The following is a 16321-nucleotide window of genomic DNA, read 5'->3' on the forward strand; positions in this document are numbered from 1 at the left end:
TCTCCTTCGGTCGAGGGGCAGGCGGCGTTACTGGCCGGCGTAGGCCGGCGCCTTCGCGTCGCAGGTCACGGACACGGTCGAGCCGTCCGCGAAATGCAGCCGGAGCGGCACCTTCGCGCCGGGCGCGACGGCCTGGCGCGGCGCTTCCAGCATCGCGTGATAGCCCTTCGGCTTGAAGGCGACCGTGCCGTGCGCCGGCACGACGACCGAGTCGATGTGGACCATCTTCGCGGTGCTGCCGCTCGTCTGCGTTTCATGCATCATCGCCATCCCGTAGGCGGGCGTGTCGATACCGACGAGCGTCGCGGGTGCGTCGCCGTCGTTCTTCAGCGTGAAGTAGCCGGAGGACGGCACCGTCGCCGGCATCGTGCGGATCCAGCACGCATCGGCCTGTAGGGCCGGCGCGGCGAACGTGGCGGTCACGTGCAGCGCCAGCGCCGTGAGCAGGCCGGTCGAAATCGTGCGTTTCATCGTTTGTTCTCCTGATCGAGTGCGATGCCGGGGGCATCGATGCGAATGCGATCGGCACGGCGCGCCGATGCGCATCGCGTGCGTTACTTCAGCGTGAATGCGTAGCGGCCGTGCGTGCGATGGCCGTCGCTGGCCACCGCGATCCACGCGACCGTGTACGTGCCGGCCTTCAGATCGGCCAGTGCGACGCGCATCCGCTTCCGGTTGCCGGTGTCGACGGCCGACTTCCCGTCGACGACCGACTGCCCGTGGCTATCGGTCACGGCGATCGAGCTGAACGCCGGCTCGAGCGCCTCGCCGAAGTCGATCGTGACTGCGTGCGGCGCGCTCGACAGCGTGGCGTCGGGGGCCGGGTCCTGCGTTTTCGGGAGCGCGTGCGCATGGGCGGCCTGGATGACGACGAAGCCGAGTGCGGCGAGCGCGCCGCGAACGAAAGGGGTGGTTTTCATGGCTGGATGAGCGAGTGACGAATCGGATGGAAAAGACGGATTCGACGGACGGCTGCGCGAGCGGCATCGATGTCGGCGGCGATTGGCGCGGCCGTGCGCGGTCGGACATTCGCATGCGGGCGAATGCAGGCGCGGTCATTCGAACCGGCGGCGGCCAACCGCGCACACGGCACGGCGCCGCGCGCAGCATGGTGAGACATGATCGTCCTTCGAAACGTGACACGTCGCGCACGCGGGCGGCGTGCGCAGGCTGCGCGATGCACGACGGCATCACGCGCAATGACGACGGATCAGGACGCGAGCGGCGGGGCGCGCGGTTGCGCGGCCGTGAGCGGCAGCGCGCGGCGCAGGCTTTCGAAGCGGGTCGCCGCGCGATGCTCGATCGCGTGCACGTGGGCCGCGAACGTCAGTTCGGGGGCAGGCAGCGCGGGAGTATGAGCAAGCAGGCTGCAGTAGCCGCATGCGTGGAGATGCGCCTGCAGGCTTTTCGTCGACGTATCGGCGGAGCGATCGCCGGAGGCTGGCGCGGACGAACAGTAGCCGGCCAGCAGCGCGTCGACGCGGCCTTGCGTGGTCAGCGCCTGCGAGATCGTCGGCGCGAGCGCCGTCATCAGGATGGCGAGCATCCCGAGCAGACTGCCGATCTTCCGGAGGCGACGATTCAGCATGCGATGCGCGGCGGCGGGTGGACGACGATGCCGCCGATTATGCCACGCACGTCGATGCGTCGGCCGGCACGAACGTGCGGCGTAGCGGCGCGCTACGCGTGCAGCGCCAGATATTTCGCGATCAGCGTCATCTGCGCGGCCCAACCCTGGTCGTTCATTGCGCGCGCCGTCGCGCGACGCGCTTCGATCAACTGGTCGAAACCTGTTTCGGTGACCGTGAGCAACGTGCCGCCGGCCTGCGCCGCGAGCGTGAACGTGACGAGCGTCATCGGCTCGGACGCGTAATCGACGTTCGGATCGATCGCGAACGGATGCCAGCGGAACGAGAACAGTCGTTGCGGCTCGATGCGATCGACGACGATTTCGAACACGGTGCCCGCATAGGGCTCCTGCGCCTTCGCGACATCGTCGTCGACGCGGGTGGGCGTGATGCGGCCGAACAGCGGCTGGCCGGCCTCGAACGGGCCGTCGAACGAGACGCCGAACCACTGGCCGAATTCGCCGGAATTGCTGACGGCTGCCCAGACGCGGTCGGGCGCTGCGCCGAGCAGCGCCTGTTTTTCGATGCGATCGGTTTGCTGGGTCATCGTGTTCTCCATGCAGGATCGAGCGTTGCAGGACGACGCGCGCGCTCGCGCGCCGCGTCTAGTCGAGCATGGCCGCGTCGGGCACGTCGAGCACGAGGTCCGACGTTGCGACGGCCACGCACGGCAGCGTATAGCCGTCGGCCTTTTCCTCGCGGCTCAGCCCCGGCCATTCGATCGTGTAGCGTACGCTGCCGCTGACGATCCGGCAAAGGCAGCTTCGGCACGTGCCGTTGCGGCAGGAGCGCGGCAGCGACACGCGGGCGAACGCGGCGGCTTCGAGCACCGTCAGCGAATCGGGTGCGTCGAAGGTTGCGCCGAGCGGCTCGATGCGCACGAGGGACGGGTGTTCTGGATCGGTCATGACTGAAGCGGGCAGCGGTTCGGCGGCGACGCGCCAAGCATACCCGAACCCGCCGGCGGCCGGAGGCCGCCAGCCGCGGGCGTCAGTGCCGTCGCAGATACCGGTACACGGTATTGCGGGCGAGACCGAGTTCGCGCGCGGCCGCCGATACGTTGCCGCCATGCCGCGCGAGCACCGCATCGATCATCGCGGCCTGGTGGCTTTGCAGCGTCGTGCCTTCGCGCTTGCCGGCCGGCGTGGCTGCTTCCGGCGCAGCCGCGGCGTCGTCGCAGTCGAGCCAGAAATCGTCGGGCAAATGCGCGAGCGTGATCTCGTCTTCGTCCTCGGCGAGCATGCCGGCCGTACGCAGCACGTTGGTCATCTGCCGCAGGTTGCCGGGCCAGCGGTGGCGCGCGAACGCGTCGAGCACGTCGGCCGCGAGGCGGCGCGGCATCGGCTCGCTGCGCGCGAGCCGCGCGAGGATCCGCTCGACGAGCGCCGGCAGGTCGGTGCGCGTGGCGAGCGCCGGCAGCGTGACCGCGAGCCCGTTGATCCGGTAGAACAGGTCTTCTCGGAACGTGCCGTCGGCGATCATCGCGCGCAGGTCGCGGTGTGTCGCGCAGACCACGCGCACGTCGACCGGCACCGCGCGTGCGCCGCCGAGCGGCATCACCGCGCGCTCCTGCAGCACGCGCATCAGCCGCACCTGCTGCGCGAGCGGCATGTCGCCGATTTCGTCGAGAAACAGCGTGCCGCCGTCGGCCTGCGCGATCTTGCCGGGGCTGCCGCGCTTGCGCGCGCCCGTGAACGCGCCGTCTTCATAGCCGAACAGCTCGGCCTCGATCAGCGAATCGGGCAGCGCCGCGCAGTTCACCGCGACGAACGGGCCGTCCGCGCGCGGCGACGCCTGGTGCAGCGCGCGGGCGAGCCATTCCTTGCCGGTGCCGGTCTGGCCGAGGATCAGCAGCGGCAGGTCGCGCCCGCGGATCTTCGCGACGCGTTCGAGCACGGCGGCCATGCGCGCGTCGCCGGTGTCGAGCGTCGCGAACGTGATCGCGTCGGGGTCCGGAGCACGCACGCGCGCGGCCGGCGCGGCCGGCCTGACGGCGACGGTCGTTTTCTGCGCTTCCGGGAATTCGCAGCGCGCGAGCACGCGCACGCCGGTCGACAGCGTGAGGCGGAACGTGGCGCCCGGTGCGCGCGCGGCCTGCTGCGCGAGCTGGCCGAAGCGCATGCCGAACAACGCGTCGCTGGCCTGGTGCTGCAGTGCGTCGAACGACGCGCCGAGCTGGAACTGGGCGCTGCGGTTCGCGGCGATCAGCCCGCCATCGGGGCCGAAGGCGACGAGCCCCGCGAACAGCGAATCGACGCAATCCTCGTGTGCGTGAAAGCGCAGCCGCAGCGCTTCGCCGCACTGGTTCGCGAACAGGTGGTTCTCGATCAGTTGCGCGGACATCCGCACGAGCGCGAGCGTATGCGGGCTGGCGCCGCGCGGGTCGCCGCTCACGTCGAGCGTGCCGAGCGTGCGGCCGAACGGATCGGCGATCGGCGCGCACGCGCAGGTGAGGATGTGGTTGGCGCGCAGGAAATGTTCGGACCCGTGCACGACGACGGCCTGGCCCGACGCGAGCGCGGTGCCGATCGCGTTGGTGCCGCGCGCGCCTTCGGCCCACGACACGCCGTTGCACAGCGCGACGCGGTTGGCTTTCTCGATGAAGTCCGCGTCGCCGATGCTGTGCAGGATCACGCCGTCGGCGTCGGTCAGCAGCACCAGGCTTTGCGTCTCGGCGATCTGCGCGTGAAGATCCTCCATCACCGGGCGGGCATGTGAGAACAGTGTGTGGTTCGTGTCGAGCAGTTCGCGCAGCGCGACGCGCGACAGCGGCGAGAAATCGGGGCGTTCGTGCGCGCGCAGGCCGACCGCGGTCGAACGCGCATGCGCCTGCGCGAGCAGGTCGGTACGCCCCGCGGCGGCGGGCAGCACGAAGGGTTGCGGCATGGTTTGTCTCCTGTTCCCGGGGCCGTCGGGACCGATCGGATCGGAATCGGCGGCGGAGTGCGGCTCCGCTCGCGGTGCGCCATTCGGCGCGACAGTCGTCCGTCCGGGTACGCATCATCATACAAGCGCCACGTGCGATGTGCGACCGCGAACAAAATCCCCTTGCTTTTAAGCGCCCGCCTGCAATGATGGAAATGGAGCACGCACGCGCCGTGTTCCGCACTGCAACAAGCATGCGACGCGACATGCATCCGTTCGGGAGACGCATCATGGTTCGGGCGGAACTGAGAGTCGTGCTGGCGGCCATCGCCACCTTCATCATGCTGGGCGGCATTGCCGTGGCGATCCACGGATTGCTGTTCGATTTGACCGACGCGGTGAGATACGGAGCGGCCGCGATTGCGGTGGGCGTCACGACCGCCGCGATCGCGCTCAACGTCTGGCCGACCGATCCGCACTGACTCCGTTTGCGAAACGGTGCCGGATGCCGCGCAGATCAGACGAAATGCGCGTCGGAACGACGCACACCGAAATTTTTGTCTCCCGCGCGAAACCGTCTAAAGTGGAATTCAACCGGCATGCCTCGACTGCGCGACACCCCGCGGTCGGGGCCTCTGCCGGCGAGCCCGCATCCATTTCGTCCGGCCGGTGGCGGACGACGGACGCGGTCATTCGTTTTCTACCGGTCGAGGCGGCTTCCATGCAGATCCATTTCACGAACGAGAAGCCTGAGTATTCGGGGCGTGACCTGATGCTGGCGTTCACGGCTCTGGTCAATGGCGAGCGCGTCCAATGCCAGATCACCGCGGAGGCGCTGGAAGACCACTTCGGCGCGGCATCGCCCCGCTTCGAGGACATGGTCGGCGCATTCGACCAGCACCGCGAGCGCATCGAGGCGGCCGCGCGGCGCCTGCTGTCGGAAACGCGCGCGCAATGCGTGACGCTGCGCAGCGGCTATGTGCGTTTCTACGAGGCCAACTGGCGCTGACGCGACGACGCACGTCCGGCGGCGCGCGCCTCCGGGCGGCGCACGCGAAGACGTTGCCTTCACGCAATGCCGTTCGGCGGGGCCGGGCGGCATTTTCGTATGCGGGCCGTGCGGGACGATCGAGCGTCGATAGGAGCGTGCGCGCGGGTTCGTCAGGATCGCAGACGAATCGTGCGAAAACGAAAAACGCCACCCGAAGGTGGCGTTTTTTTCATTTCACCGCGCGGTGCAGCGATGCGCTTCGCTTACTCGCTGCCGAGATAGAAGAAGCGGAACAGGAACACGGCCGCGATGATCCACACGATCGGCTTGACCGTGCGGCCCTGGCCCGTCAGCAGCTTGAGGCCGCCGTACGCGATGAAACCGAACGCGACGCCGTTCGCGATCGAGTACGTGAACGGCATCAGCAGCGCGGTCAGTGCAGCCGGCACGGCTTCCGTCGCGTCGTCCCACGGCACCTCGACCATCTCGCGCAGCATCAGGCACGACACGTACAGCAGCGCGGGCGCGGTCGCGTAGGCCGGCACGACGCCGGCGAGCGGCGCGATGAACAGGCACGCGAGGAACAGCACCGCGACGGTGATGGCCGTCACGCCGGTGCGGCCGCCGGCCTGCACGCCCGACGCGCTTTCGATATACGCGGTGGTCGACGACGTGCCGAGCACCGAGCCCGCGACGATCGCCGTGCTGTCGGCGAGCAGCGCCTTGTTCAGGCGGTGCATCTTGCCTTCGACGAGCAGGCCCGCGCGATTCGCGACGCCCATCAGCGTGCCCGTCGCGTCGAACAGCTCGACGAGGAAGAACACGAGGATCACGTTGATGATGCCGGTCGACAGCGCGGCGCGGATGTCGAGCTTGAACAGCGTCGCATCGATCGACGGCGGCGCGGAGAACACGCCGTGGAACTGGTTGTCGCCGAAGAAGAACGACAGGATCGTCACGCCGATGATGCCGATCAGGATCGCGCCGCGCACGCGCAGGTGGTCGAGCGTGACGATCGTGAAGAAGCCGACGATCGCGAGGATCGTCGTGGGCTTGTGCAGATCGCCGAGCGTGACGAGCGTGGCCGGGTTGCCGACGATCACGCCCGACGTCTTCAGCGAGATGATGCCGAGGAACAGGCCGATGCCGGCGGTAATGGAAATCCGCAGCGATTTCGGAATGCCGTTGACGATCGCCTCGCGCACGCGGAACAGCGTGACGAGCAGGAACAGACAGCCGGAAATGAACACGGCGCCGAGCGCGGCCTGCCACGTGAAGCCCATGCCCTTGACGACCGTGTACGCGAAATACGCGTTCAGGCCCATGCCGGGCGCGCACGCGATCGGGTAGTTCGCGTACAGCCCCATGATGATCGACGCCAGCGCCGCGACGAGGCAGGTCGCGACGAACACGGATTCCTTCGGCATGCCGGCGTCGCCGAGGATCGCGGGGTTGACGAAGATGATGTAGGCCATCGTCAGGAACGTGGTGACGCCCGCGAGTATTTCGGTGCGGAAGTCGGTGCCGGCTTCAGCGAAGCCGAAATACCGCTTGATGGATTCCATGAAGGCGTTTCTCCGGTCGGGTTGTCGTGTTGATTGTTGTGCCGATTTGTTGTAAAGGCAGCGCGGCCGGCTAACTGTAACCAGCCACTATTGCCCGGCTATCGGCGGATTGTAATAGCGCGGATAGCTCGGACGATATAGTTGGAGGGCACGATCGATTGCCTGCGCGCGAACGGTCGGGCAGCCCGCCCGCGCGACGAAGGCGCGCATTTTACCGGTTCGCGGGGCACGGGCCGGCAGAAATGGCTGAAACGGGGGAAACGAGCGGAAGGGGCGCGGGGCCGGCGCACGACGCCAGCCGATGCATGCGCAACGGCACGGCGGCAGCGTCGCACGCGGCCGGTGCGCAATGACATGCGACTGAAACGGGGCGACCGCATGCTGCACGAACGCGGTGCAGGCGGCGCGTGCACGCGAATGCACGTGCGCGGCCGGCACGTGCGCGCGGCGGCGTGCAGCGGTCATTCGTCAGTCCAGGCGGTGGCGGGTATCGGGCAATCGTGCGCCGAAGCCGTTCCGTCCGCAACTGTCATTTCGCGATGCGGGGGCGACTGTGGTTTCTGTGTAAAAGATTGCAAGACCCCATCGCGTAAACCGGCAACTCTTTCTAGGATAGATACACCGCGCATGCACACGCCGGCCGGTCATTGCCGACGCGGGGAGTCGCAGTCCGTGCAGGCCAGGCGGTGAATGGCGGTCAAGGCCATTGCGCGTTTGGGCAGGCACGGCCGGTCAGGCACGGCCAGTTAGGCATGGCCGATTGCGATTGCCCGATGCGGGTTCGTCCGTAATCACGGAGGTCAGCATGTTGAACTGGATCAGCCGCTGGGCGATGCGACACGCCCCCACGCCGGAAAAAACCGCCGCTTCGATGCTCGTGACGGCGCGCATGGAACTGTTCGCAGCCGAACAGCGCGTCATCGATGCGAAATTACAGGCGGATTACTGGCGCACACGTGTGTCATTCCTCGAAGAGGTGCAGAAGCAGGGCATCGATCCGTGGGTGACCTCGCAGGCCGCGCAACGTCCCGACGTCGATTCCACGCCCCGAAGCACGGGCCCGCGTCTCGCCGCCAGCACCTGATGCACCTGCTGCATCCCCTCGCTGCGCACGGCGCGTGATCGCTCGCGGCACGCACGGGCGTGCCGCGTCCTTCGATGCGCACCTGCGGCGCGTTGCGCCGCGGGTGTGTCCGTTTCCGGATACCGTGATGCCGCACGCCACGGTTTGCCGTCGTGCGTGCGAACTCACCGCGTCAATCCCTTCTTCGCCATCGTCCAACGAGCAAACGCCGTAGTGGCGCGAGCGCGCGTCTCAGCCGCTCGCCGCGCCGCACGTACGCCGTCGTGATCGACGCTTCGGCCGCCGCGTCATCGTCGGTGCCGAGCCAGATGCGATCGCCGCGTGCGATGCGCAGCACGTCGCCGGGGCGTACCCAGTAGTCGTCGATGCTCGGTGGGCGCGTGATCCACAGCGGCGCGCCGTGCGCACGAATTTCCGCATCGCTGGGCGCGCGCCAGGTCAGTGTCGTGCGCGGCGCGACCGCGAAGCGGATCACGACGGTCGGTAACGCGATCGTGCCGGCGTGGCGCCGATCGCGGCGTTCGAACAGCGGGCTTGCCTGGTCCATCGTCTTCTCCATTCAGTGAGCCGGACGGATGACGTGCACCAGAACAAAAAGGCCTCATCCGTTTCCGGCGAGGCCTTGTGTGACATGCGGTACTGCTCGATTGCTAACGCACAAGCGCCTCCCGTGATCCATTCTTTCGAATGTTCACCGGGCAATGATTCGCGATGGCGATGAGCTTGAACGTAGGCATGCGAACGATTTTGTTGTCGGCGTGCGGCGTTGTCAACGACTATTTTCGAGATGGACGGCGATCACGCGTCGCGTTGCGCGAGCCCGTTCACGAGCAGTTCGGACAGTAGGCCCGTCATTCCGTTCGGATGGTCGGCGGCGCGCGCCTTCAACTGTTCGACCAACTCGGCGTTGAGCTTGCACGCGAACGGCACGAGGCCCTGTTCCTGGTCGAGCTTGCGTTGCGCGCGGCGATCCAGCTTCGCCGCCTCCTCGGCGCCCTTGCCGAAACGCGCGGAGCTCGACTGCTTCATCGCGTGCGTCAGCTTGAGCGCCTTGTTCTTTTCGAGATCGGTTTTCTTCATGGCCATCGCGGCACCTCCGGGAATTGAAGCCGCGATTGTACGCATTTCGGCGGACGCCGCCCGGCGGCGCCATCGCAACCCCGCTTGCGACGCCGCCCGCGCATCCGCTCACGCGCCTTTCGTCGTGCCCCAGTTGCCGCCGTGCGCGGCCGCCTGCGCGGCCGGCGAGCGCGCGAGGTAGGCGAGTGCCTGTTCGGTCGAGCCCTCGTGGTGCGGCGTATAGCCCGGCTTGAAATAGCGCAGCGCCGCGCCGATCACCTTCCAGAACGACGGCAGGTGCCCGCGCCGCGAACCCTGCCGCCACGCGCGCGCGAAGCCGGGGTAACGGCCGGCGTCCGGGTCGCGCCGGTACATGAATTTCGCGCCGGTCGTGATGTAGTAGAGCAGCAGCACGATCACGAACGCCATGTGCACGCAGCGCTCCGGATAGGTGCCGCCCATGTGCCGGTAGATGTCGAACGCGACGGTGCGGTGCTCGACTTCCTCGGCGCCGTGCCAGCGCAGCAGGTCGACCATCGTCGGGTCGGCGCGGCCTTCGTCGAGGCCGTGCGCGTTGAGCACCCAGTTGCCGAGATAGCCGAAGAAATGCTCGAGCGACGCGATCACGGCCAGTTGCTGCCGCAGCCAGAAACGCGTATGGCCGATCTTCAGCCCCAGCGGCTGCTCGCCGAGCACGCGCGTGAACAACCGGTTGAGCTTCTGCGTGAACGGCTTCGTGTCGATGCCGTGGCGATCGTAGTAGTGCTTGAGCACGCCGCCGTGCGAACGCGAATGCACGGCCTCCTGCCGCAGGAAGCCTTCGGCTTCGTCGCGCAGGCGTGCATCGGTGATCAGCGGCAGCGCCTTGTTGTACACGCGGCAGAACCACAGCTCGCCTTCCGGGAACAGCAGGTTCAGCGTGTTGATGATGTGCGTGCTGCCCGGATCGTTCGGCACCCAGGTGATCGGCGTATCGCTGAAGTCGAACTTCACGTGCCGGGCCTTGATCTTGTGGTAGTCGGCGGTATCGGTCATGTCGTCTCCTTGTCCCTGTGCAGCGTCGAGCGCCGTCAATGTGATGCCATGCTGATGCGCGCGAGCATCCGGCCCAGCCACGGCATGAAGCGGCCGACGAAACGCATCGCGTGCGCTTCGCCGCCGACCGCCACGACGGGGCGGTTGCGCAGCACGCCGTCGACCATCGCCCGCGCGACGGTTTCGGGTTTCAGGCCGCGCATCTGGTACAGCCTGGTCGCACGTTTACGCAACCGCGCTTCGTCCTGTGCGCTGGCGCCTGCGTAGTGCGTCGACGCCATGATTCCGGTCTCCGCGAAACCGGGGCACACGGCCGTCACGCCGATGCCTTTGCCCGCGAGTTCCGCGCGCATGCATTCGCTGAGCATCAGCACCGCGGCCTTCGTCGTCGCATAGGCGGGCAGGTCGCGCGACGGGCCGAACGCGGCGGCCGACGCGGTATTGACGATGTGCCCGCCGGTGCCGCGCGCGGCCATTTGCTGGGCGAACAGCCGCGAGCCATGGATCACGCCCCACAGGTTCACGTGCAGGATGCGCTCCCAGTCCCGCGTGCCCGTGTCGAGGATGCCGCCGGCCATGCCGATGCCCGCGTTGTTGATCACGATGTCCGCGCCGCCGAGTTCGCCGCCGACCCAGGTCGCGAGCGCTTCCATTTCGTCCGCGGACCCGACGTCGACACGTTTCGCATGCGCGTGCGCGCCGGTCAGCCCGATGAGCAGCGCGGTGCGCTCGGCGCTCGCGAGATCGATGTCGCATGCGACGACCGTCGCGCCTTCGCGAGCGAAGGCCAGCGCCGCGCAGCGGCCGATCCCGCTGCCCGCGCCGGTGACGACCGCGACCTTGCCGCCGAAGCGCCCGCTGGTTGCGCGGCGGCGCGCGTTAGCGAGCGCAGGCGGTTCGTTGCCGGATTCGACCGCGTCGATCAATTGCCCGGCGAGATCCGCGAAGCGCGCGGGATCGGCGAGCGGCAGCCAGTGGCCGGCAGCGACTTCGCGGCGGTAGTACTGCGGCACCCAGCGCGACAGGTTCTCGGACAGCGCGGGGCTCACGTATTTGTCGCCGAGCGGCACGATCGTCTGCACCGGTGCGTGCGCATAGCGTTCGCGCGGCGCGAACAGGCAGCGGATGAAGTTCGCGCGATAGAGGCGTACGCCGCGCGCGCCGTCGTCGGCCTGGGTCGGCCGCGGCGCGGCGGGCGTTTTCTCGAGCCGGCGCAGCAGGCCCGGCCACGCGCGGCCGAGCCACAGCCGCCAGCCGAGCTCGGGGATGAGCGGCAGGTGGAACAGATACACGTACCACGAGCGCACGAGCTGGCCGCCGAGCGTGGCCAGCGACGCGGGCGTCGGGCGCAGCACGCGCTCGCGCAGCCAGAAGCCGACGTGGTCGAGGCATGGCCCCGAGCACGACGTGTACGACGCGATGCGGCCGGCGAGGCGCGGGTCGGTGACGAATTCCCAGCCCTGGATCGAGCCCCAGTCGTGTGCGACGAGGTGCACGGCGCGGCCCGGGCAGAGCGCATCGATCACCGCGACGAAATCGTCGGTCAGCTTCGCGAGATGGTAGTCGGCCGTGCGCTTCGGCACGCCGGACAGGCCCGCGCCGCGCACGTCGTACGCGATCACGTAGTGCCGGCGTGCGAGCAGTGGCGCGACGTGCTGCCAGACGCTGCTGTCGTCGGGATAGCCGTGCACGAGCACGACCGGCGAGCGGGCCGGATCGCCCCAGGTCCTGACCGCGAGCGTCAGGTCGCCGGAGGCGACCGCCGTTTCGGCGTGAACCGATTCGAACAGGGCCAGCGGCGCTTCGTCGGAAAGAGACTGCATCGTGAGTCCGTCGTTCAGAGAGTCGGGAGGCGGGAGCGGGTGCGTCAGGCAGCGGCCGGCACGTTCGCCGCGGCGTGCGCGCGTTCGGCCTGGCGGCGGCGCCAGCGGCGCACGTGCGGCAGATCGTCGTCGAGCCAGTACGCGTCGTCGTCGGTGATCACCAGCAGTTCCTCGAATTTCGCGCCGACGCCCGCGAAGCCGAGATGCGGCTCGACGGCCCACAGGCCCGGCACGGGCGCATGCTCGGAGCGGCGGTCGATCGACCACAGCGGCGACCAGCCTTGCTGCTTCGCCGCGCGGCCCTGGTCGAGCAGCAGGTTGCGCGTCGCGTTCAGCCCGAAGCGGGCGACGAAGCGCGGCTTCGACAGCTTGTGGATCTTCGCGACACGATGCGCGAGCACCTTGAACGGGTAGGCCTTGTGGCGCGGCTCGACGCCCTGGCGGCGGCACAGCGCGTCGACTTCCTGCGCGACTTCCGCCATCGGCCGGCGCGCCTTCACGAGCCGCACGATCATGTCGCGATGGTCCATCAGGTCGTCCTGCAACTGCTCGAGGATCGGGTTGCGGCCGAGGCAGTGCGCGTAGCCGACATCGGCGACGATGCCGTCGAGCACCGGCGCGACGTCGAGGATCACCGGCATGTCGGTTTCGAGTTGGCGGTTGCTCGGGAAGAACGCGAGATTGAAGCCGCCCATGTGCTTGAGGCCGGAGAAGCCCTCGAACGCGGTGCGATCGCCGAACCATGCGAATGGCTTGTGCAGCCAGTCGTGCACGCCGTTGTCCTGCAGCCATTCGGTCAAGAGGCGCGCGGCTTCCTTCTCGGTGATGCCGGGGTACAGCATCGCGCCGACGGTTTCGACGCAGCGGTACGCGAGCTGCTGGACCGCGCGGAATTGCGGCAACTCGTCGAGATGGACTTCCGGCAGCGGGTGGTGGGCGGTCATGATGCGTCTCCGTCGAGGGTGCTGATCCGGAACGCGCCCGCCAGTGTTCATCACCACGAGCTATTCAGTCAGCATTTAATGTGTCATTGCGCGATGTAACGATAATAGACGGTTCCGGAAAACGCGCTAGCCCCGTGGGGTGAGGATTTGTCCTAATGGAGAGGCGAAATGGAAGGAAGGCTCTAGCGCACTGATGGCCGGGGTACTTTTCGGTGTCGATCCAATATTGCTTTTCGAGCGAGGCCAGACCTACAATATTCAAAGGTAATACCTCTGGATACTTTTTATCGTGGCAACCTCGATCAAACTCGATCCGGCCCTTCAGGAGCGGGTGCGTCATCTGGCCGAACAGCGTCGGCGCACGCCGCACTGGATCATGCGCGAGGCGATCGCGCAATATGTGGCGCGCGAGGAAAAGCGCGAGTCGTTCAAGCAGGAAGCGATGCAGGCATGGGCAGACTATCAGTCGACGGGGCTGCACGTGACGCACGAGGAGATGGACGCGTATCTCGAGAAGCTCGAGGCCGGTGAAGCAGCGGAGCCGCCCGAGTGTCACGACTGATCTGGACGCGAACTGCCCAGCAAGCGATTGTTCGCCTTCATCGTTTTCTCGCCGACCAGGATCCGCTGGCCGCGCGTCGTGCGATCAAGGCGATTCGTACTGGCGTCGACGTTCTGGTTCGACAGCCCCGGCTCGGTCGTCCCGTCGACGAACTCGATACGGTTTTTCGCGAATGGCTGATCGATTTCGGCGACAGCGGATACGTGGTGATGTACAGGGTCGATGATGATGGCGTCGCGATCCTGACGATCAGGCATCAACGGGAAGCCGGGTATTGAGCGACCGGGCCACGCCTGCCGCCATCGTGTCACGCTCCGTTGCACGATGGCCGGGTATCGTCCATACGCACATCAGCACCGCTAATCCTCCCGCTTCCCCCCCAACCGCTCCAGCAACGCCCCCAGCAGATCGATCGGCAGCGGGAACACGATCGTCGAATTCTTGTCCGCGGCGATCGTCGTCAACGTCTGCAGGTAGCGCAACTGCATCGCCTGCGGCTGCTGCGCGAGCCGCTGCGCGGCCTGCAGCAGCTTCTCCGACGCCTGCAATTCGCCTTCCGCATGAATCACTTTCGCGCGCCGCTCGCGCTCGGCTTCGGCCTGCCGGGCGATCGCGCGGATCATCGTCTCGTTCAGGTCGACGTGCTTGATTTCGACCGTCGACACCTTGATCCCCCACGCGTCCGTCTGCGCGTCGAGCGTCTTCTGGATGTCCGCGTTCAGTTGCTCGCGCTCGGCCAGCAGTGCGTCGAGGTCGTGCTTGCCGAGTACCGAACGCAACGTCGTCTGCGAGAGCTGGCTCGTCGCGTCGAAGAAGTGCGCGACCTGGATCACGGCCTTCTCCGGATCGACGACACGGAAATACACGACCGCGTTGACCTTCACCGACACGTTGTCGCGCGTGATCACGTCCTGCGGCGGCACGTCGAACACGACGGTGCGCAGGTCGATCCGCACGACCTGCTGGACGATCGGGATGATCAGCACCAGCCCCGGCCCCTTCACTTTCCAGAACCGGCCGAGCATGAACACGACACCACGCTCGTATTCGCGAAAGATGCGGATCGACGACGCGACGAGCACCACGACGAAGACGACCAGGACGCTGCTGAAGCCGAACGTGTAACCGATCATGGAGGTTCTCCCTGGGGATGGGCGGGGGCGGGCACGTCGTAGAGCGGCGCGACCGTCAGCGTCAGCCCGTGGCGGCCGGTGACGCGCACGCGGCAGCCGGCGGCCAGCGGCGTGCTGCTCGCCACGCGCCAGCGCTCGCCGTGCACGCGCGCCCAGCCGGCGGCCGACGGCGGCGCGCCGGCCGCGTCGTTCGGCTGGTCCGGATGCAGGCCGTCGTCGAGGACTTCGCCGATGCTGCCGAGCATCGCCTCGGCGCCCGTCACGACCGGGCGGCGCCGCGCGCGCAGCGCGACGCTCGACACGCCCGCGACGAGCAGCCCGCCGCCGAGCGCGAGGCTCGCGATCACGGGCCACGGAATCCCGTAGCCGGGCACGTCGGTGTCGATCAGCATCAGCGCGCCGATCGTGAACGCGACGATTCCGCCGAACCCGAGCACGCCGAAGGTCGGCAGGAATGCCTCGGCGACGAGGCAGCCGAGCCCGAGCAGCACGAGGCCGAGGCCCGCATAGCTGACCGGCAGCAACTGCATCGCGAACAGCCCGATCAGCAGGCAGATCGTGCCGGCGACGCCCGGCAGCACGAAACCGGGGTTCGCGAATTCGAAGAAGAGGCCGTAGATGCCGATGGTCAGCAGGATCAGCGCGACGTTCGGATCGGCGATGATCGCCAGGAAGCGGCTGCGCCAGTCGGGTGCGAGCACGATTAGCGGCGCGTGCGCGGTCGCGAGATGCAGCGTGCCGGCAGTGGTCGTCGCGGCGCGGCCGTCGAGCTGGCGCGCGAGATCGGCCGGATCCTGCGCGATCAGGTCGACGACGTGCTGTATGCGCGCCTCGTTCGCCGACAGGCTCACGGCCTCGCGCACCGCGCGCTCGGCCCATTCCGCATTGCGCCCGCGCAATTGAGCGAGGCCGCGGATGTACGCGGAAGCGTCCTGTATCGCCTTGCGGATCTCGGTCGATTGCGTGTCGGTCGGCAGCGCTGCGGCCGTGGCGGACGCGCCCGATGCACCCGATGCACCGGTGGGTGCGCCCGGCGGCGCGGCGCCGCCGATGCCGAACTGCACGGGCGACGCCGCGCCGAGATTGGTGCCGGGCGCCATTGCCGCGAAGTGGCTCGCATAGACGATGTAGGTGCCCGCGCTCGCCGCCCGCGCGCCGCCCGGCGCGACGAACGCGGCGACCGGCACCGGCGAGCCGAGGATGGCCTTGATGATCTGCCGCATCGACGTATCGAGGCCGCCGGGGGTGTCGAGCTGCACGATCGCGAGCGGCGCGTGCTCGCGGGCCGCGCGGTCGAGCGAACGCACGATGAAATCGGCGCTGGCCGGGCCGATCGCGCCATTGACGGGAATCACGACGACCGGACGCGCGGCCGGCGCGTCGGCCGGTGGCGGCGCGGCGAGCGCGGCGCATACGACGAGCAGCGCCGCGAACAGCGCGGCGCGCGCGACCCGCGCGGACAGCGGGTGACGGGGGCGGCCGGCGGGCGCGGCAGGCGCCGGCGGCGGCTCATGACGGTGAAAGCGCATCGGGACGTCCGGGCGGCGCACGGCCGCGTGCCGTCCGGCTTGCGGAAAGGGCGTGGGCCCGATACTTGAAGATTAGGCGGTTTCGGGGCAAAGCGCGAAGGTG

Annotated in this window: 19 protein-coding genes; 5 read left to right on the forward strand and 14 right to left on the reverse strand. The window is 68.1% G+C overall.

Annotated elements, in window-relative coordinates; translation table 11 throughout:
• Window positions 1–27: 27 nt before the first annotated feature.
• From WT24_RS31430 to WT24_RS31455, 6 genes are all read right to left on the reverse strand, one after another.
• Window positions 28–471: a copper chaperone PCu(A)C gene (locus WT24_RS31430; RefSeq protein ID WP_060037160.1), complete on the reverse strand. Its 444-nt coding sequence runs from the start codon at window positions 469–471 to the stop codon at window positions 28–30.
• Between the two features lie 83 nt (window positions 472–554).
• Window positions 555–920 (reverse strand): copper resistance protein CopC, encoded by a 366-nt coding sequence (locus tag WT24_RS31435; RefSeq protein ID WP_059795322.1) that lies wholly within the window; start codon window positions 918–920, stop codon window positions 555–557.
• Window positions 921–1210: 290 nt separating this feature from the next.
• Window positions 1211–1588 carry a DUF2946 domain-containing protein gene (locus tag WT24_RS31440; RefSeq protein WP_059795325.1) on the reverse strand — a complete coding sequence of 126 codons (378 nt, stop codon included), beginning with the start codon at window positions 1586–1588 and terminating at the stop codon, window positions 1211–1213.
• Window positions 1589–1680: 92 nt separating this feature from the next.
• Window positions 1681–2175, reverse strand: coding sequence for an SRPBCC family protein (locus WT24_RS31445; protein WP_060037220.1), 495 nt, complete (start codon window positions 2173–2175; stop codon window positions 1681–1683).
• 58 nt (window positions 2176–2233) lie between these two features.
• Entirely contained in the window at window positions 2234–2536 is a 303-nt protein-coding gene (locus WT24_RS31450; RefSeq protein ID WP_059502422.1) for a 2Fe-2S iron-sulfur cluster-binding protein, read from the reverse strand.
• An 82-nt stretch (window positions 2537–2618) separates the two neighbouring features.
• Entirely contained in the window at window positions 2619–4514 is a 1896-nt protein-coding gene (locus WT24_RS31455) for a sigma-54-dependent Fis family transcriptional regulator (protein WP_060037162.1), read from the reverse strand.
• Window positions 4515–4699: 185 nt separating this feature from the next.
• On the opposite strand from WT24_RS31455, the gene WT24_RS31460 reads away from it, so the two are divergent.
• Together WT24_RS31460 and WT24_RS31465 are read left to right on the forward strand one after the other, a co-directional pair.
• Window positions 4700–4975 carry a DUF2964 family protein gene (locus WT24_RS31460; protein ID WP_249189237.1) on the forward strand — a complete coding sequence of 92 codons (276 nt, stop codon included), beginning with the start codon at window positions 4700–4702 and terminating at the stop codon, window positions 4973–4975.
• A 239-nt stretch (window positions 4976–5214) separates the two neighbouring features.
• On the forward strand, window positions 5215–5502 hold the full coding sequence (locus tag WT24_RS31465) for a DUF1488 domain-containing protein (protein WP_006480750.1): 288 nt from the start codon (window positions 5215–5217) through the stop codon (window positions 5500–5502).
• A 245-nt stretch (window positions 5503–5747) separates the two neighbouring features.
• On the opposite strand, the gene WT24_RS31470 is transcribed toward WT24_RS31465, so the two are convergent.
• Window positions 5748–7049, reverse strand: coding sequence for an NCS2 family permease (locus tag WT24_RS31470; protein WP_034204332.1), 1302 nt, complete (start codon window positions 7047–7049; stop codon window positions 5748–5750).
• A gap of 805 nt (window positions 7050–7854) precedes the next feature.
• Between WT24_RS31470 and WT24_RS31480 the strand changes: the two genes are divergently transcribed.
• The gene (locus WT24_RS31480) at window positions 7855–8133 is read left to right on the forward strand and encodes a hypothetical protein (protein ID WP_034186190.1); all 279 of its coding nucleotides are present in this window, start codon (window positions 7855–7857) and stop codon (window positions 8131–8133) included.
• A gap of 172 nt (window positions 8134–8305) precedes the next feature.
• On the opposite strand, the gene WT24_RS31485 is transcribed toward WT24_RS31480, so the two are convergent.
• The 5 genes from WT24_RS31485 to WT24_RS31505 form a co-directional block, all read right to left on the reverse strand.
• Window positions 8306–8680 (reverse strand): DUF2917 domain-containing protein, encoded by a 375-nt coding sequence (locus tag WT24_RS31485; RefSeq protein WP_060037222.1) that lies wholly within the window; start codon window positions 8678–8680, stop codon window positions 8306–8308.
• Between the two features lie 251 nt (window positions 8681–8931).
• The gene (locus WT24_RS31490) at window positions 8932–9219 is read right to left on the reverse strand and encodes a hypothetical protein (RefSeq protein ID WP_059502430.1); all 288 of its coding nucleotides are present in this window, start codon (window positions 9217–9219) and stop codon (window positions 8932–8934) included.
• 102 nt (window positions 9220–9321) lie between these two features.
• Window positions 9322–10227: a metal-dependent hydrolase gene (locus WT24_RS31495; RefSeq protein ID WP_060037164.1), complete on the reverse strand. Its 906-nt coding sequence runs from the start codon at window positions 10225–10227 to the stop codon at window positions 9322–9324.
• Between the two features lie 35 nt (window positions 10228–10262).
• The gene (locus WT24_RS31500) at window positions 10263–12050 is read right to left on the reverse strand and encodes an SDR family oxidoreductase (RefSeq protein WP_060037166.1); all 1788 of its coding nucleotides are present in this window, start codon (window positions 12048–12050) and stop codon (window positions 10263–10265) included.
• Window positions 12051–12094: 44 nt separating this feature from the next.
• Window positions 12095–12994 (reverse strand): M24 family metallopeptidase, encoded by a 900-nt coding sequence (locus WT24_RS31505; protein ID WP_059502434.1) that lies wholly within the window; start codon window positions 12992–12994, stop codon window positions 12095–12097.
• 289 nt (window positions 12995–13283) lie between these two features.
• Here WT24_RS31505 and WT24_RS31510 point away from each other — a divergent pair, with 289 nt between their 5' ends.
• Together WT24_RS31510 and WT24_RS34035 are read left to right on the forward strand one after the other, a co-directional pair.
• Entirely contained in the window at window positions 13284–13556 is a 273-nt protein-coding gene (locus WT24_RS31510) for a CopG family ribbon-helix-helix protein (protein ID WP_059502436.1), read from the forward strand.
• Window positions 13544–13834: a type II toxin-antitoxin system RelE/ParE family toxin gene (locus WT24_RS34035; protein ID WP_082742335.1), complete on the forward strand. Its 291-nt coding sequence runs from the start codon at window positions 13544–13546 to the stop codon at window positions 13832–13834. Before WT24_RS31510 ends, WT24_RS34035 begins: the two co-directional genes overlap by 13 nt.
• Window positions 13835–13915: 81 nt before the next feature.
• On the opposite strand, the gene WT24_RS31520 is transcribed toward WT24_RS34035, so the two are convergent.
• On the reverse strand, window positions 13916–14689 hold the full coding sequence (locus tag WT24_RS31520; protein ID WP_059502441.1) for a slipin family protein: 774 nt from the start codon (window positions 14687–14689) through the stop codon (window positions 13916–13918).
• Window positions 14686–16218 carry a nodulation protein NfeD gene (locus WT24_RS31525; RefSeq protein ID WP_060037224.1) on the reverse strand — a complete coding sequence of 511 codons (1533 nt, stop codon included), beginning with the start codon at window positions 16216–16218 and terminating at the stop codon, window positions 14686–14688. Before WT24_RS31525 ends, WT24_RS31520 begins: the two co-directional genes overlap by 4 nt.
• Window positions 16219–16321: the final 103 nt, after the last annotated feature.

Origin of the sequence: Burkholderia sp. MSMB1078WGS, assembly GCF_001528895.1 — a bacterium.
In the GTDB taxonomy this organism is placed as follows: Bacteria; Pseudomonadota; Gammaproteobacteria; order Burkholderiales; family Burkholderiaceae; genus Burkholderia.

Coding starts and splice junctions, on each gene's coding strand:
- WT24_RS31485 (WP_060037222.1), bottom strand. CDS start 8,680: ATGGACCAGGCAAGCCCGCTGTTCGAACGCCGCGATCGGCGCCACGCC.
- WT24_RS31460 (WP_249189237.1), top strand. CDS start 4,700: ATGATGGAAATGGAGCACGCACGCGCCGTGTTCCGCACTGCAACAAGC.
- WT24_RS31435 (WP_059795322.1), bottom strand. CDS start 920: ATGAAAACCACCCCTTTCGTTCGCGGCGCGCTCGCCGCACTCGGCTTC.
- WT24_RS31440 (WP_059795325.1), bottom strand. CDS start 1,588: ATGCTGAATCGTCGCCTCCGGAAGATCGGCAGTCTGCTCGGGATGCTC.
- WT24_RS31495 (WP_060037164.1), bottom strand. CDS start 10,227: ATGACCGATACCGCCGACTACCACAAGATCAAGGCCCGGCACGTGAAG.
- WT24_RS31430 (WP_060037160.1), bottom strand. CDS start 471: ATGAAACGCACGATTTCGACCGGCCTGCTCACGGCGCTGGCGCTGCAC.
- WT24_RS31490 (WP_059502430.1), bottom strand. CDS start 9,219: ATGGCCATGAAGAAAACCGATCTCGAAAAGAACAAGGCGCTCAAGCTG.
- WT24_RS31520 (WP_059502441.1), bottom strand. CDS start 14,689: ATGATCGGTTACACGTTCGGCTTCAGCAGCGTCCTGGTCGTCTTCGTC.
- WT24_RS31470 (WP_034204332.1), bottom strand. CDS start 7,049: ATGGAATCCATCAAGCGGTATTTCGGCTTCGCTGAAGCCGGCACCGAC.
- WT24_RS31505 (WP_059502434.1), bottom strand. CDS start 12,994: ATGACCGCCCACCACCCGCTGCCGGAAGTCCATCTCGACGAGTTGCCG.
- WT24_RS31500 (WP_060037166.1), bottom strand. CDS start 12,050: ATGCAGTCTCTTTCCGACGAAGCGCCGCTGGCCCTGTTCGAATCGGTT.
- WT24_RS31445 (WP_060037220.1), bottom strand. CDS start 2,175: ATGACCCAGCAAACCGATCGCATCGAAAAACAGGCGCTGCTCGGCGCA.
- WT24_RS31450 (WP_059502422.1), bottom strand. CDS start 2,536: ATGACCGATCCAGAACACCCGTCCCTCGTGCGCATCGAGCCGCTCGGC.
- WT24_RS31455 (WP_060037162.1), bottom strand. CDS start 4,514: ATGCCGCAACCCTTCGTGCTGCCCGCCGCCGCGGGGCGTACCGACCTG.
- WT24_RS31525 (WP_060037224.1), bottom strand. CDS start 16,218: ATGCGCTTTCACCGTCATGAGCCGCCGCCGGCGCCTGCCGCGCCCGCC.
- WT24_RS31480 (WP_034186190.1), top strand. CDS start 7,855: ATGTTGAACTGGATCAGCCGCTGGGCGATGCGACACGCCCCCACGCCG.
- WT24_RS31465 (WP_006480750.1), top strand. CDS start 5,215: ATGCAGATCCATTTCACGAACGAGAAGCCTGAGTATTCGGGGCGTGAC.